Annotated in this window: 14 protein-coding genes and 1 tRNA gene; 9 read left to right on the forward strand and 6 right to left on the reverse strand. The window is 72.7% G+C overall.

The features are described from left to right. Positions 1-26 precede the first annotated feature (26 nt). Positions 27-350 carry a rhodanese-like domain-containing protein gene (locus Mco01_RS32325; protein ID WP_204060628.1) on the reverse strand — a complete coding sequence of 108 codons (324 nt, stop codon included), beginning with the start codon at positions 348-350 and terminating at the stop codon, positions 27-29. A 104-nt stretch (positions 351-454) separates the two neighbouring features. Here Mco01_RS32325 and Mco01_RS32330 point away from each other — a divergent pair, with 104 nt between their 5' ends. Continuing rightward, positions 455-1,153: a histidine phosphatase family protein gene (locus Mco01_RS32330; protein ID WP_204060629.1), complete on the forward strand. Its 699-nt coding sequence runs from the start codon at positions 455-457 to the stop codon at positions 1,151-1,153. Here Mco01_RS32330 and Mco01_RS32335 read toward each other — a convergent pair. From Mco01_RS32335 to Mco01_RS32345, 3 genes are read right to left on the reverse strand one after another with little or no spacing between them, the layout of a single operon-like run. Beyond that, positions 1,146-2,024: an Fpg/Nei family DNA glycosylase gene (locus Mco01_RS32335; RefSeq protein ID WP_204060630.1), complete on the reverse strand. Its 879-nt coding sequence runs from the start codon at positions 2,022-2,024 to the stop codon at positions 1,146-1,148. The genes Mco01_RS32330 and Mco01_RS32335 overlap by 8 nt on opposite strands. A 39-nt stretch (positions 2,025-2,063) precedes the next feature. Continuing rightward, positions 2,064-2,672, reverse strand: coding sequence for a TenA family protein (locus Mco01_RS32340; RefSeq protein ID WP_204060631.1), 609 nt, complete (start codon positions 2,670-2,672; stop codon positions 2,064-2,066). Between the two features lie 54 nt (positions 2,673-2,726). Further along, positions 2,727-4,025 (reverse strand): LCP family protein, encoded by a 1,299-nt coding sequence (locus tag Mco01_RS32345; protein ID WP_239104071.1) that lies wholly within the window; start codon positions 4,023-4,025, stop codon positions 2,727-2,729. A gap of 223 nt (positions 4,026-4,248) precedes the next feature. On the opposite strand from Mco01_RS32345, the gene Mco01_RS32350 reads away from it, so the two are divergent. Next, positions 4,249-5,682, forward strand: a complete 1,434-nt coding sequence (locus Mco01_RS32350) for a hemolysin family protein (protein WP_204060632.1) — start codon at positions 4,249-4,251, stop codon at positions 5,680-5,682. 46 nt (positions 5,683-5,728) lie between these two features. After that, the gene (locus tag Mco01_RS32355) at positions 5,729-6,733 is read left to right on the forward strand and encodes a hemolysin family protein (protein WP_204060633.1); all 1,005 of its coding nucleotides are present in this window, start codon (positions 5,729-5,731) and stop codon (positions 6,731-6,733) included. On the opposite strand, the gene Mco01_RS32360 is transcribed toward Mco01_RS32355, so the two are convergent. Together Mco01_RS32360 and Mco01_RS32365 are read right to left on the reverse strand one after the other, a co-directional pair. Then, a complete protein-coding gene (locus Mco01_RS32360) occupies positions 6,702-7,886 on the reverse strand; it encodes an MFS transporter (RefSeq protein ID WP_204060634.1) in 1,185 nt (394 codons plus the stop codon). The genes Mco01_RS32355 and Mco01_RS32360 overlap by 32 nt on opposite strands. Positions 7,887-8,369: 483 nt before the next feature. Next, a tRNA-Leu gene (locus tag Mco01_RS32365) sits at positions 8,370-8,455 on the reverse strand. 154 nt (positions 8,456-8,609) lie between these two features. Between Mco01_RS32365 and Mco01_RS32370 the strand changes: the two genes are divergently transcribed. The 6 genes from Mco01_RS32370 to Mco01_RS32395 are packed head-to-tail and all read left to right on the forward strand — an operon-like array spanning position 8,610 to position 15,543. Next, the gene (locus Mco01_RS32370; protein WP_036324919.1) at positions 8,610-9,350 is read left to right on the forward strand and encodes an FHA domain-containing protein; all 741 of its coding nucleotides are present in this window, start codon (positions 8,610-8,612) and stop codon (positions 9,348-9,350) included. 17 nt (positions 9,351-9,367) lie between these two features. After that, positions 9,368-9,832 (forward strand): FHA domain-containing protein FhaB/FipA, encoded by a 465-nt coding sequence (locus Mco01_RS32375; RefSeq protein ID WP_036324918.1) that lies wholly within the window; start codon positions 9,368-9,370, stop codon positions 9,830-9,832. Beyond that, positions 9,829-11,103, forward strand: a complete 1,275-nt coding sequence (locus Mco01_RS32380) for a Stp1/IreP family PP2C-type Ser/Thr phosphatase (RefSeq protein WP_204060635.1) — start codon at positions 9,829-9,831, stop codon at positions 11,101-11,103. The genes Mco01_RS32375 and Mco01_RS32380 overlap by 4 nt, the downstream gene beginning before the upstream one ends. Positions 11,104-11,129: 26 nt before the next feature. Beyond that, complete coding sequence (locus Mco01_RS32385; RefSeq protein ID WP_036324916.1) at positions 11,130-12,473, forward strand: FtsW/RodA/SpoVE family cell cycle protein; 1,344 nt, start codon at positions 11,130-11,132, stop codon at positions 12,471-12,473. Next, entirely contained in the window at positions 12,470-13,927 is a 1,458-nt protein-coding gene (locus Mco01_RS32390) for a peptidoglycan D,D-transpeptidase FtsI family protein (protein WP_204060636.1), read from the forward strand. The genes Mco01_RS32385 and Mco01_RS32390 overlap by 4 nt, the downstream gene beginning before the upstream one ends. Continuing rightward, on the forward strand, positions 13,924-15,543 hold the full coding sequence (locus Mco01_RS32395) for a serine/threonine-protein kinase (protein ID WP_275410639.1): 1,620 nt from the start codon (positions 13,924-13,926) through the stop codon (positions 15,541-15,543). The genes Mco01_RS32390 and Mco01_RS32395 overlap by 4 nt, the downstream gene beginning before the upstream one ends. Positions 15,544-15,591 lie beyond the last annotated feature (48 nt).

The following is a 15,591-nucleotide window of genomic DNA, read 5'->3' on the forward strand; positions in this document are numbered from 1 at the left end:
TCGTCGTGATTATGCCATCCGTTTACCTACGCCACGAAGGGGGGCTCCCCGCTCTCGCTGACCATCGGCAGCCCGGCGGCGGCCCACGACTGCATGCCCCCGCCCACGTTCACGGCGTCCCTGCCGACGTGGTTGAGCCACAGCGTGGCGTGCGCCGACCGCCCGCCGACCCGGCACACCACGTACACCGGGCGGTCGGCCGGCACCTCGTCGACCCGCTGCTGCAGGTCGCCCAGCGGGATGTGCGCGGCCTCGGGCGCGTGCCCCGCGCGCCACTCCTCGATCTCGCGGACGTCCAGCAGGTAGGCGCCCTTGGGTACGGCGTCGGGGGCGATTTCCGGCATCGTCATGGGCCCATTGTCGCGCCCCGGCGCCCGTGCTCGGTCCGGCTTCCAAGCTGGTGCTCCCCCTGCGGGGTATGCCGGGCGGACGGCCGGGTGGCTAGCGTCGAGGGATGGAGGAGATCACCGCCGTCCGGCACGGGGAGAGCACCGCCAACGCCGCCTCGGCCCGCGCCGTGCGCGACGGCCTCGCCGTACGGATCGACGGGCGGGACGCCGACATCGGCCTGTCCGGGCGCGGACGGGAGCAGGCGGCGGCGGTCGGCCGCCTCCTCGCGGGCCTCCCGGACGACGCACTGCCTGAGTCGGTCTGGTGCTCGCCGTACCGGAGGGCCCGGCTCACCTGGGAGATCGCGCGGGAGGGGCTGCGCGCGGCCGGACGGCCGCTGCCCGCCGAGCGCGTCGACGACCGCCTGCGCGACCGGGTCCTCGGCGTGTTCGAACTTCTCACGCCCCGCGCGATCGAGGAGCGCTTCCCGGCCGAGCGGCGGGAGATGGAGCGGATCGGCCTGCCGTTCTACCGCCCGCCCGGCGGGGAGTCCTTCGCGGACGTGGCGGTCCGCATCCGGGAGGTCCTCGACGACGCCGGAACGGCCGAGGCGGGCCGGCGGGTGCTGGTCGTGGCGCACGACGCCGTCGTGCTGCTCATCCGCCACGTGCTCGGCGGCGGGACGCCGGACGACGTCGGCCGCATCTTCGGCTACGGGCAGGTGGCCAACGGCTCGGTCTCCCGCTGGCGGCGCCGGGGCGGACGGATGGACCTGGTGTCCTTCGGCGACACCGGCCACCTGCCCCCGGAGATCGTCACTTGAGCAGCTTGGACAGACGGCGGTCGGCCAGCGGCTTGCCGCCGGTCTGGCAGGTCGGGCAGTACTGGAGGGAGGAGTCGGCGAACGACACCTCCCGGATCGTGTCGCCGCAGACCTCGCACTTCTCGCCGGTGCGGCCGTGGACGCGCAGGCCCGACTTCTTCTCGGACTTGAGGTCCTTGGCGGCCAGGCCCCGCGCCCGGCCCACGGCGTCGCGCAGCGTCGTCACGATCGCCTCGTGCAGGTCGGCCACCTGGGCGTCCGTCAGCGACGAGGCGATCTTGAACGGCGACATCCTGGCGACGTGGAGGACCTCGTCGGAGTAGGCGTTGCCGATGCCGGCGATCACCTTCTGGTCCCGCAGCAGGCCCTTGATCTGGGTGCGGTTGCCGCCCACGATCGCCTTGAGCGCGTCGACGGTGAAGGTCTCCGACAGCGGGTCGGGGCCGAGGCTCGCGATGCCCGGCACCTCCGCCGGGTCGCGCACGACGTACACCGCCAGGCGCTTCTGCGTCCCGGCCTCGGTGAGCTCGAAGCCCGGCGCGCGGTCGTCCTCGCCGGGCGACAGCCGTACCCGCACCGCGAGGGGACCCTTCCCGGGGCGGACGGGCCTGGCGCCGGACAGGTCCTCCCGCCAGCGCAGCCAGCCGCCGCGCGCCAGGTGGGTGACGAAGTGCAGCCCGTCGCAGTCGAGGTCGAGGAACTTGCCGTGGCGGGCGACCCCGGTCACCTCCAGCCCGGCGAGGGCCGTGACGGGCGGGGCGACGGTCTTCAGGGCCTGGATGGCCACCACGTCCACACCCAGGACCGCGTGGCCGACGGCGCGCTCGCGCAGGAACTCGGCGAGCGCCTCCACCTCGGGCAGCTCCGGCATGCCCCCACAGTAACCCGGCCCCGGCCGTTCCCGGCCTCGTTACGCGGGGACGTCCCAGAAGGCCAGCTCGTGCCGCATGCCCTCGGCGAACAGCTCCGCGGCCCTGGCCGGGTCGGGCCGCGCCTCGTCGATCATCACGGCGATCCGCCCGGTGAGCGCCGCGAACCCCGGGTCGGCGTAGGTCTCCACCCAGGCCCGGTAGCGCGGCTCGGCGGGCGGGTCCTGCGCCAGGATCCGGCCGAGCGTGGAGTACCCCCACATGCAGGGGTAGAGCGCGGCCAGTCCCTCGCCGTAGTCGGCGGCCGACTCCAGCAGGAACGCCGTGTACGCCGCGCAGGCCGGGCCCTTCACCGCTCCCGCCAGGTCGGCGCCGAACCCGGCCGCCAGCGACCGGTGCAGGTCGAGCTCGTCGTGCCAGGTCGCGTACGCGAGGTCGACGAGGTCGCCCAGATGGCCGTCGGGCGCCTGCCAGGCCAGCCGCGAGAACACCCGGACGTAGTCGAGCAGGAACAGGTAGTCCTGCTCCAGCCACGACCGGAACACCGGATCGGGCAGGTCGCCCGCGGCGATGCCCCGGACGGTCGGATGGGCCAGCTGGGCGTCGAGCAGGGGACGCCCGATGGCGTGCAGCTCCCGAGAGATCGTCACAAGAGGCCCATTGTGCCGCCCGCGGGCACGACCGCCGCCACCCGGCCGCCCGCGCTACTTCGTGAGGACGTCCTTGGGGACCTGCTTGTCCTGGGCGAGCGCCTCGAACAGGCGCAGCGCCTTCTGGGTGTCCCACTTGACCACGGCCGCGCCGTTGATCGTGGGCAGCGACCCGACGGGCACGGCGGTGGTGACCGGGCCCCCGCGCATCGCCAGCCCGACCGACAGCAGGTCGAACAGGCCCGTGTCCGGGTCGACCGCGACCGAGTCGGCCGCGCTCAGCGCCAGCGGCACCGAGCTGAACGGGTTGAGCAGCGTGCCGGGGCTGGCCGCCTTCTGCACGACCGCGGCGAAGAACTGCCGCTGCCGCTGCGTGCGGTCGTAGTCGGGGATCGCGCCGGTGGCCCGGGTGCGGACGTAGCCGAGCGCGGTGCCGCCGTCCATGTCCTGGCAGCCCTTCTTCAGGTTGATCCCGGCCTTGTGGTCCTTGATGTCCTGCTTCACGCAGATGTTGACCCCGCCGATCGCGTCGACGATGCCGACGAACCCACCGAAGCCGATCTCCATGTAGTGGTCGATCCGGATGCCCGTCACCCGCTCGACGGTCTTGGTGAGCAGCTTGGGGCCGCCGAAGGCGTACGCCGCGTTGAGCTTGTCGTTGCCGTGGCCCTCGATCGGGACGTACGAGTCGCGGGGCAGGCTCACCAGCGTCGGCCGCCCGCTGGACGGGATGTGCAGCAGCATCATGGTGTCCGTGCGCTTGCCGACCGCCTTGCCGGTGGCGAGTTTCCTGCGCTGCGCCGCCGTCAGGCCGGCCCGGCTGTCGGACCCCACCAGCAGCCAGTCGTCGCCCGGAGTGGCCGCGGGCCGCCCGCTGTAGTCGGTGAACGCGTCGACCGACTTGAGCCGCGAGCCGATCCAGAAGTAGCCCACGACGGACGCGACCAGCAGCACGGCGACCACGACGGCCAGGATCCGGACGATCAGCCGCCCGATGCGCCGCGGCCGGCGGCCACCGCCACGCCCGCCGAACCCGGGCTGCTCCTCGCGGAGGTCGTCGTCCTCGCCGCCGCTCCCGCCGCCCAGCGGCCGTACGGGCGTCTCGCCCGAGCGGGGCTTGCCGTACACCTTGGACCTCATCCGCGGGATCGTGGTCTCGCTCTTGTCCCTGCCCCCGCCCGCTCCCGCGGAGCCCCGATCCCCCGGCGCGGAACGACCGTCCCCGGCCCCGCCGGGAACGGGGTACGCCGGCTGCCCGGCGGCCGCCCGCGGTTCGCGCGGACGGCGGATCGCCCGGGTCGCCTCGTCGTCGTCGGCCACGATGTATCCCCAGTCCCTCAGCGTGATGGCCACGGCTTGGGCGACGTCCGCCCCCTCTTTTACGGTACGTCGCCGTCCACACCGTACGCGTACGCGTTCGTGGACGCCTCCTGACGACGCCGTGGAAACAGAAGAGAGATCTGAGCCGTTACGGTGGTATACCACCAGTCGAAAGGAACGTCGTGTCCGTCCCGGACCCCTGGAGTACCGGCCCGTGCCTCGGCACGGGATCGCCTCGACTCAGGGCGGCTGCCCCATGAGCGCCGTCTCCGGCCTGCTGGCCGTTCTCCTCCTGACCCTCGCCACCGGTTTCTTCGTCGCCCAGGAGTTCGCCTTCGTGGCGGCCGACCGCGGCGTCCTGCGCGAGCAGGCCGCGCGGGGCGACGACGCCGCCCGCCGCGCCCTCGACGTCACCGGCCGGCTGTCGTTCATGCTGTCCGGCGCGCAACTCGGGATCACCGTCACCACCCTGCTGGTGGGCTTCATCGCCCAGCCCGCGATCGCCGACATCATCCGCGGCCCGCTCGAGGCCGCCGGGCTCCCCGCGGGCGCCGTCCCCGGCGTCGCGGTGGCCCTGGGCGTCACGATCGCCACGATCGTGCAGATGATCCTCGGCGAGCTCGCCCCCAAGAACCTCGGCATCGCCCGGCCGGAGCCCGTCGCCAAGGCCCTGGCCCGGCCCACGCTGGTCTACCTGTCGGCGGCCGGCCCGGTGATCCGCCTCTTCGACTCCGCGGCGAGCCGCCTGCTCCGCCTGACCGGCATCGAGCCGATCGAGGAGCTCGAGAGCGGCGCCACCCCCGAGGAGCTGTCCCGCATCGTGCGGGAGTCGGCCGAGGCGGGCGAGCTGCCGCCCCGGCTGGCCGAGCTGCTGGAACGGGCGCTCGAGTTCGGCGACCGCACGGCCGAGGACGTCATGGTCCCCCGGCCCCGGGTCGTGTCGCTGCGGGCCGAGTGGCCGGTCGGCGACCTCCTCGACGCGCTGCGCGTGCACGGCCACTCCCGCTACCCCGTGCTCGGGACCGGCGCGGACGACGTGATCGGCGTCAGCGGCGTGCCGGAGTACCTGGCCGCGGGCTCCCCCTCCGACGGCCTCGTCGGCGGCGTGACCCGGGCCCCGCTGCTCGTCCCCGCCACCCTGGCGCTGCCCGCGCTGCTGTCGCGGATGACCGCCGCGGGCGAGACGTTCGCCTGCGTCATCGACGAGTACGGCGGCCTGGCCGGCGTCGTCACCATGGAGGACCTGGCGGAGGAGCTGGTCGGCGAGCTCGTCGACGAGAACGACCCCGAGCCGCTGGGCGTGGTCCGCCGGGCCGACGGGTCGTGGGACGTGCCCGGCACGCTCCGCCTCGACGAGGTCGAGCGGGCCACCGGCGTACGGCTGCCGGAGAGCGAGGGCTACGAGACCGTCGCCGGCCTCGTGCTCGCCGCCCTCGGCCGGATGGCCGAGCCGGGCGACGAGGTGCTGAGCGAGATCGTTCCCGACAACGGCCTGTTCGACGACGAGGACGACGCCCGGCGGGCCCTCCTGCGGGTGCTGAGCGTGAGCCGCCGCGTGCCCGAATGGGTGCGGCTGTCCGTCGTACGGCCCGAGCCGGCCGACGAGCGGCTGGAGCACGGCGTGCGCGTCCCCGGCCCCGACTACGGGCCCGAGCTGTTCTCCGCGCTCTTCCAGGGGAGGCCCGCGTGACCGCCGGTGACAGCGGCCCCGGCCGATCCGTGACGGCGGGTGCGGCATGAGCGCCCTGACCGCCGTCCTTCTGGGGATCGTCCTGCTGGTCGCCAACGGCTTCTTCGTGGCCGCCGAGTTCGCCCTGGTGTCCTCCCGCCGGCACCGCCTGGAGGAGGAGGCCGTCTCCGGCGGCCGGCTCACCAAGATCGCGGCTCGTGCCGCCGTCCGCGGCGGCCGGGAGCTGTCGATCATGCTCGCGGGGGCCCAGCTCGGGATCACGCTGTGCTCGCTCGGCCTCGGCATGGTCGCCGAGCCCGCCATCGAGCACCTGCTCGAACCCGTGCTCGTGCTGCTGCCGGAGTCCGCGCGCACCCCTGTGGCGTACGTCGTCGCGCTGGCCATCGTGACGTTCCTGCACATGGTCGTGGGCGAGATGGCGCCGAAGTCGTGGGCGCTCACCCACCCCGAACGCGCCGCGCTCGGCCTCGCGCTGCCGTTCCGGGGCTTCGCGTGGGCCGTCCGGCCGGTGCTCGCCCTGCTGAACGGCGCGACCAACGCCGTCCTCCGGGCGGGCGGCGTACGGCCCAGGGACGAGCTGGGCTCCACCAGGACGCCCCGCCAGCTCGCCATGCTGGTGGCCGAGTCGGGCCGCATGGGCATGCTCGACCGCGACGAGCACGACCTGCTGACACGGGCGCTGCGGGTGCAGTCCCAGCCGGTCGAGCGGCTCATGCTGCCGATCGGCGAGGCGCCGTCCGTTCCCGCAGGGGCCGGCGAGCGGACCGTGCGGGAGACGGCGGCGCGCACCGGGAGCCTCCGGATGCTCGTGGTCACCCCCGAGGACGTGGCCGGCGTGCTGCACGTCCGCGACGTCCTGGTCGAGCCCGGACGGCCGCCGGAGCAGCTGGTCACCCCCGCGCCCCGGCTGGCGCGGACCACCACGCTGCCCGACGCCGTCACCGCGCTGCAGGAGGCCCGCGCCCAGCTCGGCGTCGTGACCGACGACAACGGCAGGCCCATCGGTGTGATCGACCTCACTACGCTGGTCGGCGAACTGCTGGCCGCCTGACGTCCCCGGGCGCCGGGGTGGTGGCCGAGGCGGCGAGCGCCAGCACGCCGGCCAGGGCGAACGCCGTCCCGTACCCGGCGTGCGTGATCAGCGCCCCGAGCGCGGGCGGCGTGGCCGCGGCGACCAGGTTCTGGGCCGTGTTCTGGGCGCCCATCGCCCGGCCGGCCCACGCCTGCCCGGCCAGCTCGGAGACCGCGGTGAACGCCAGGCCGTTGCCGCTCATCGCGATCACCAGCGCGGCGATCAGCAGGGCGGGCGCGAAGGAGCCGCCGGCCTGGACGGCCGCCGCGAGGCACAGCGCGGCCGCGCCGTTGACCAGGGCCAGCCGGCGCATCGGCCCGACCCGGCTGCCCGCCCGGTCGGACCAGCGGCCGCACAGCAGCCGGCCGCCCGCCCCGGCGAACTGGGCGACCGCCACGACCGCGCCGGCCGCGCCGGTCGTCCAGTGGCGCTCGGCCACCAGGTAGGTCAGCGCGAAGGCCGCGGTCGCGAACTGGGGAACGACCAGCAGCATGCTCGCGCCGTGCACCCGCCACAGCGCCGGGTCCCCGTACGGCGAGGCGGACCGCTCTCCGGCCGCCCCACCGGGCCGGGGCGGGTCGACGACCATGAGCGCGACACAGACGGTCGTCAGGAGGCAGATGACCGCCATGACGAGCAGCGCGCCCCGCACGCCGCCCACGTGGACGGCAGGCGGGGTCAGCGCGCCCGCCACGGCCACGCCGAGCGGCTGGGCGGTCTGCCGCCACCCCATGGCGACCCCGCGCCGCTCCCGGGGGAACCAGCCGAGCACCACCCGCCCGCTCGCGGCGTTCGCCGAGGCGCCCGCGGCCCCGGCGAGGCCCAGCAGCGCGGCGAGCGCGACGGGGCTCGTCGTCCAGGCGGCCAGGCCGAGGAAGGCCGTGGCCAGGGCCAGGCCGCCGGCCATCGCGATCCGCTCGCCGTACCGGTCGGCGACCCAGCCCCAGGCGATGAGCGTGACGAGCATGCCCGCGCTGGGCGCCCCGACGATGACGCCCGCCTGGGCGAGGGACAGGCCGTACTCGGCCTGGAGGGCGGGCAGCAGGAACGGCAGGCCGTACATGAACACGCATCCCGAGCCCTGCGCGGCGACGCCCAGGCTCAGCATGGTCCAGCGATTCGGTTGGCGCATGCGGGGCACGCTACGCCGTGTCTCTCCATTCAAGACGATATGTTTCGTATCGTGAGACGGAGGGTGAATCCGCGCCTCGGACGCGTGCAAGCGCCGGGCAAGTGGTTTGAAAGGGCCGCTGGAGAGAATTGGGTCAGGCGCGCGCTTGGAGGGGGGCGCGCGCCGGAGCCGTCCGGCCCGGCCGCACCGGAAGGCCGCCATCCGCAGGCCTCATCGGAGGAAGGAGAGTCCGTCACGTGCGCGAGAGCGTCCCGGCGGGCATGACCGCGCGGCTCCCGTCGTCCCCGGCGGCCTCGTCCAGCCGATTCCGGGGGTCGTCCCCCTGGGCAGGCACAAACAGAAAGCCCCGCGGGAAGGAAGCTCCGCTTCCGGCCACACGAGGCCGATTCCTCGGGGGTTCCAGGGGGTCGTCCCCCTGGGCAGACACAAACAGAAAGCCTCGGGGGAAGGAAGCTCCGCTTCCGACCACACGAGGCCGATTTCTGGTGGGCAAGGGGGGAGTTGAACCCCCACGTCCTTTCGGACACACGGACCTGAACCGTGCGCGTCTGCCATTCCGCCACTTGCCCCTTACGGGTGCCCCCATCGCTGGGTGCCTGGAAAGGTTAGCACGTAACCGCCCGTGCTACCGAACCCGGATACGATCCTTCTAAACGACGGCGCGGAGGAGCTGGTTCAGCCCTGATGCAGTCGCGACCAGGACGAGGGGAAGGGAGGTATCCGGTGGGAGTCCTTCAGCGCTTCGAGCGGCGGCTCGAAGGGTTGGTTGAAGGGGCCTTCGCGCGAGCGTTCAAGTCCGATCTCCAGCCGGTCGAGGTTGCCAGCGCCGTGCAGAGGGAGATGGACGAGCGCGCAGCGATCGTCGCCCAGGGTCGCACGCTCGTGCCGAACGACTTCGTGGTGGAGCTGTCGACGACGGACAGCGAGCGGCTGGAGGTGTACGCCGACAGCATCAGCCACGAGCTGGCGAACCTGGCCAGGGAGTACGCGAAGGAGCAGGGCTACTCGTTCGTCGGCCCTGTGCGCGTGCGTTTCGAGACCGCGGAGGACCTGGCGGTCGGCCTGTTCCGGATCCGTTCCGGCGTCATCCGAGGGGCCACGGTCGAGCAGGACGAGATCAGGCAGCCCGCGAGCGACCTGCCCGCGAGCCGCCCGAGCGCGTTCCAGGGCCGGCCGCGGTTACTCGTGTCGACGCAGGACGACCCGCAGGGCCAGCGGTCCTACGAGCTGACCACACCGGTGACCCTGCTCGGCAGGGGCACTGATTGTGATCTTCGGCTGGTGGATCCGGGCGTATCACGGCATCATGCCGAGCTACGGGTCGAAGGGCAGCAGGTGGTGCTCGTCGACCTGGGATCCACCAACGGCACCTTCGTCAACGGCCAGCCGGTACGCAGGGTCGACATGCAGGACGGGACAAGGGTGACCTTGGGCCGTACGACACTGGTGTTCCGGCGCGATTAGAGGTAGACAAACGGTCCATGTCCGAGCTAACGCTGCTGCTGATCCGGCTCGCCTTCCTGGCGGTGCTGTGGTTCTTCGTGATCGCCGCGGTCGGCGTCATCCGGACAGACCTGTTCGGGCCGCGGACGGCTCCCGCGCCCGCGCGGAAGCCGGTCAAGCAGGCCCGGCCGGCGGCCAAGCCCAAGAAGGGTGAGCCTCGTCAGCTGATCGTCACAGGTGGCCCCCTGCAAGGGACCATCATCAACCTCACGGAGACGCCAATCACCATCGGCCGGGCGAACGACGCCACGCTGGTTCTCAGCGACGACTACGCTTCGAGCCGGCACGCCCGGCTCTTTCCTCAGGACGGCCAGTGGATCGTGGAAGATCTCGGCTCCACCAACGGCACGTACCTTGAACGCTCGAAAGTGACCCGCCCGACCCCGGTGCCCCTCGGAGTTCCGATCCGCATCGGCAAAACCGTCATCGAATTGCGCAAATGACCATCGCACTCCGCTACGCCGCTCGCTCGGACGTCGGACTCCTCCGTGAAGGCAACGAGGACTCGGCGTACGCCAGCGGCCGCCTGCTCGCCGTCGCCGACGGCATGGGCGGGCATGCTCACGGCGAGGTGGCCAGCTCGGTCGCCATCGCCGCGCTGTCGTCCCTCGACAGGGACGCATTCGGCGGTGACCTGCTCGGCGACATCGAGGCGGCCGTCCGGGACGCCAACCATCAGCTCCACGCGATGGTGGCCCGGGACCCAAGCCTCAAGGGCATGGGCACCACCCTCACCGCGATGCTCTGGAACGGCCCGCGCTTCGCGCTGGTCCACGTGGGCGACTCCCGCGCGTACCTGCTGCGCAACGGCGAGCTGTACCAGATCACGCACGACCACACACTGGTGCAGTCCCTCGTGGACGACGGCCGCATCACGCAGGAGGAGGCGGCCAACCACCCGCAGCGGTCGATCCTGCTGCGCGCCCTCGACGGCAGCGGAGAGGTCGACCCCGACCTGCAGGACCGGGAGGCCCAGGTGGGCGACCGGTACCTGCTGTGCTCGGACGGCCTGTCCACCGTCGTCAGCGCCGAGACCCTGCACCACACCCTGACGACGATCGACGATCCCGAGGACGTCGTCCGGCAGCTGATCGACCTGGCCAACCGGGGCGGCGGTCCGGACAACATCACCTGCGTGCTCGCCGACGTGGTCGAGGTGGACGACACGCAGCCGCCGGTCTCGGCCGCGGCGGTCGTGGGCGCGGCCGGATCGGGGCGGGTGCGCTCGTCGCCGCCCGACACCCCGGCGGGGCGCGCGACCACGGTCACCGCGCCCCAGCCGGTCATCGTCGACGACGACCTGGACGACGAGCCCGTGCGGGAGACCACGTCCTCCGCACGGCGGTCCAGGCGACGACGATCCTGGCCCCTGGTCGTCACCCTGGTGGTGATCGTCGCCGCCGTGCTCGGGCTCGGCGGCTATTTCGCCTACCAGTGGACCCAGAACCAGTACTACATAGGAGCGAGCGGCGACGAGGTCGTCGTCTTCCAGGGCGTGGACGCGCAGTTCGGGCCGGTGTCCTTCAAGAAGGTCGCCTACACCGAGCACGCGCGCGTCTCGTCCCTGCCCGCGGTGCAGCAGGACCAGGTCCGCAGCGGCATCGCGGTCGACGACCTCCAGGCCGGGATCAGCCGGATCAAGACGTTCGGCGGATCGCCGGCCAACGCGCCCGATCCCCACCCGACGCCGACCCCCACGAGGTCCGCCAATTGAGTGCCGCCGACGTGACGCCCGTACCGATGACCGCGAAGCGGCGTGGAGCCCAGCTCGGCATGCTGGCCTTCGCCGTGCTGATCGTGATGGGCGCCTACGCCAGCGTCGGACTCGGACTCAAGGACAAGGTCCCGTCCGGAATGCTGGTATACGGCCTCGGCCTCGGCGGCGTGATGCTCGCGGCCTACCTGGTGCTGGCGAAGTTCGCACCGTGGGCCGACCCCCTTCTGCTTCCCCTCGTGACGCTGGTCAACGGCATCGGCCTGGTGATGATCTATCGGCTGGAGGAGGGCGGAATCAAGGACGCCTCCGCCGCCAACCAGCTCATGTGGACGGCGCTCGGCGTCGTGATGTTCTCCGCGACCCTGATCGCGTTGAGGGACCACCGCGCCTTGCAGCGCTTCACCTACACCGCCGGCTTCGTCGGGGTCGTGCTGCTCGTCCTGCCCGTGCTGCCGGTGGTCGGCAGCGAGCACTACGGCGCCAGGATCTGGATGAACCTCGGCCCGTTCTCCCTGCAGCCGGGCGAGTTCGCCAAGCTGGCCCTCGTCGTCTTCTTCGCGGGCTACCTCGTGGCCAAGCGCGACGTGCTGGCCCTGGCGGGCCGCCGGCTGCTGCTCATCGACCTGCCCCGCGCCCGGGACCTCGGCCCGGTGCTCATCACGTGGGGCGTCAGCATCGCCGTCCTCGTCGCCGAGAAGGACCTCGGCACCTCGCTGCTGCTGTTCGGCGCGTTCATCGCGATGCTCTACATCGCCACCCAGCGCACGTCCTGGGTGCTCATCGGCGTCCTGCTGTTCGTGGGCGGCGCCCTCCTGGCCGGCCAGGTCTTCAGCCACGTTGAGGCCCGCTTCACCGGGTGGCTGCACGCCGACGACCCGAAGATCTACGACGCGGGGACGAGCTACCAGCTCATGCAGGGCCTGTTCTCGATCGGCTCGGGCGGCATCCTCGGCAGCGGGCTCGGGCGGGGCCACCCCGGCCTGACCCCCTTCTCGTTCTCCGACTTCATCTTCGACGCCACCGGTGAGGAACTGGGCCTCACCGGCCTGATGGCGATCCTCATGGTGTACGCCCTGATCGTGCAGCGGGGGCTGCGCACGTCCCTGGCATCGCGCGACCCGTTCTCCAAGCTCCTGGCGGGCGGCCTGTCGTTCATCCTGGCCTGGCAGGTGTTCATCATCGTCGGCGGCGTGACCCGGCTGATCCCGCTGACCGGTCTGGTGACGCCGTTCATGTCCGCCGGGGGGTCGGCGCTGCTGGCCAACTGGATGCTCATCGCCCTGCTCGTACGGATGTCCGACGCGGCCCGCAGGCCGCCGCCGCAGGCGATCCAGGACGAGGGGCTGACGCAGGTGATGCAGCGATGAACGGGCCGCTCAAGCGCGTGTCGGTGGCGTGCCTGCTCATGTTCGGGCTGCTCATGGCCAACGTGACCTATCTCGGAACGGTGAAGGCCGAGGACCTGCGCACCGACTCGCGCAACGTGCGGGCCTTCTACGCGCGCTACAACATCGACCGCGGCTGGATCACGGCCGACGACGGCAAGACCACGCTGGCCAAGACCGTCGACACGGGCGACACCACCTTCCGGTTCGCCAGGGAGTACCCCCTCGGCAAGGCGTTCGCGCACATCGTGGGCTTCTTCGCGCCGGAGAGCTCCAGCGGTATCGAGCGGGCGGAGGGCCGCTACCTCGACGGCAGCCACCCCGACCTGGTCGTCCGCCGCGCGGTCGACCTGGTCAGCGGCAAGCCGGCCAAGGGCGCGAGCGTCGACCTCACGCTGAACACGAAGGCCCAGGAGATCGCGTACAAGGACCTCGCGAGCACCGGCAAGCGCGGCGCTGTCGTGGCGCTGAACCCCAAGACGGGCGCGATCCTGACCATGACGTCGGCGCCGTCGTACGACCCGAACCCCCTGGCCCTGGCCAACAAGGAGAAGGTCAACAAGGCCTACAACAAGCTCGACAAGGACCCGGACAAGCCGCTGCTCGACCGGGCCATCGACCTGACGTACGCGCCGGGCTCGACGTTCAAGACCGTCACGTCGGCGGCGTTCCTCAGCGACGACACCTCCCGCGACGAGAACACCGAGGTCGACGCGCCCGACTCGCTTCCGCTGCCGGGCACGACCATCTCCCTGCCCAACTACCACGGCGAGTCCTGCGGCGGCCGGGCGACGATGGTCGAGGCGCTGACGGTCTCCTGCAACACCCCGTTCGCGAAGATCGGGATGGACCTGGGCTACGACAAGATGAAGGAGCAGGCCCAGAAGTTCGGGGTCGGCGTGCCGCTGGAGATCCCGCTCGGCGTCGCGTCGAGCAGCATCGGCCCCGACGAGGGCAAGGCCGCCCTGGCCCAGACCTCGATCGGCCAGCGCAGCAACCAGATGACGCCGCTGCAGATGGCCATGGTCGCGGCCGGCATCGCCAACCAGGGCACGGTCATGAAGCCGTACCTGGTGAACAAGATCATGGGTCCGGACGGCACAGAGATCGACGGCACTCGGCCGGAGGAGCTCAGCGAGGCCGTCTCCCCCGAGGTGGCCGGCGAGCTGACCAAGATGATGATCAACGTGGTGCAGCACGGCACCGGCACCGCCGCGCAGCTTCCCGGCATGACGGTCGCCGGCAAGACCGGCACGGCGGAGACCTCGCCGGGCAAGCCCTCGCACGCCTGGTTCATCGCGTTCGCCCCCGTGGAGGACCCGAAGGTGGCGGTGGCGGTCTTCGTCGAGTCCGGCAGCGCCGGCAACGACGCGACCGGCGGCGCCGTCGCCGCGCCGATCGCGCACGACGTGATGCAGGCGGTGCTCGGGCAGTGACCTCGCCGCATCAGGTTCTCGGCGGCCGCTACCGGCTGACCTCCCCCATCGCCGCGGGCGGGATGGGCGAGGTGTGGCGGGCCGCCGACGAACTGCTCGGCCGGGACGTCGCGGTGAAGCTGCTCGGCCGCCACGTCGCCGCCGACCCGGCGTTCCGCGACCGCTTCCGGTCGGAGGCGCGGATCACCGCGGCACTGACCGACCCCGGGATCGCGCAGGTCTTCGACTACGGCGAGAGCGACGACCTGGCCTACCTGGTGATGGAGCTCGTGACGGGCGAGCCGCTGTCGGCGATCCTCGCCCGCAACGGCGCGCTCGGGCCCGACGTCACGCTCGACCTGATCCACCAGACGGCCCGTGGTCTGTACGCGGCGCACCGGGCCGGCGTCATCCACCGCGACATCAAGCCCGGCAACCTGCTGGTCACCGAGGCCGGACAGGTCAAGATCACCGATTTCGGCATCGCCCGGGCGCTGGAGGCGGCCCCGCTGACCAAGACGGGGACGGTGCTCGGCACCGCCCAGTACGTCAGCCCCGAGCAGGCGTCCGGCAGCGTGCTCACGCCCGCGACCGACATCTACTCGCTCGGGGTCGTCGCGTACGAGTGCCTGGCCGGCCGGCCGCCCTTCACGGCCGACAACCACGTGGCCCTGGCGCTGCGGCACCTCAACGACGTCCCGCCGCCGCTGCCCAACGGCGTTCCCGCCCCGGTGCGGGACCTCGTCCTCGACATGCTGGCCAAGGACCCGGCGGCGCGGCCGGAGACCGGGCCCCGGCTCCTCGACCGGGTGGCCGCGCTGCGGGAGGCGCTCGCGGCACCGGGAACGGCCGCCCTCGGCGCGCTCACCGACCCCGGCGGCTTCCCCGCCGCGCGGGGCGTGGACGGCACCGCCGTCCTCGGCGGAGCCGCCTTCGGGGCATCCACCCCGCCGTACGGCCAGCCCCCGGCCGGGACGGCTCAGGGCGGGACGTACGGCACGACGCGGAACGGCACGGCGGCGTTCGGCGGCGCGGGACACGGCGGGGCGACCGGCAACGGCGCCACGGGGCACGGCTCCGCGAACGGCTACGGCGCGAACGACTACGCCGGCGCGGGGCAGGGCGGGGCCACCGGCTACGGCGCGGCCGGCGAGACGATGCGGCTGGGACGGCAGGCAGGGGGGACGCGGGGACCTGCGACGCCCTCCACGGCGCCGACGGGGCCGGGCCGTCCGGGCCGGCGCCGCCGCCCCGCGCTGGTGCTGCTGGCCGCGGCCGGATGCGCGGTCGCGGTCGGCGCGGGCGTGCTCGCCTTCACCGCCTTCACGTCCGACGACACCGGCCGCGGCCCCCTGCAGACGACGACCACGCCCACCACGTCGCCGTCTCCCTCGCACCGTCCCTCGCCGTCGGTCACGCGGTCTCACCGGCCCGCCACTCCGGCGACGTCGGCGGCGCCCGCGGCCTCGCCGTCGGCTACGGTAAGCACGTCGGCACCTGCCACCCGGACGCCGACGCAGGCTCCGTCTGCGACCCCCACCCCTACTCCGACGTCAACCCCGACCCCGGCGCCGAGCGAGACCTCGACCCCCGTCGATGACCCGACCGACACGAACCCTCCGGATGAGGGGACGTGATGAGGAAAGGCACCGATGATGGACACCGGCGGCACCCCAAGATGAACG

It is taken from the genome of Microbispora corallina (assembly GCF_016863035.1).
Classification (GTDB): Bacteria; Actinomycetota; Actinomycetes; order Streptosporangiales; family Streptosporangiaceae; genus Microbispora; species Microbispora corallina.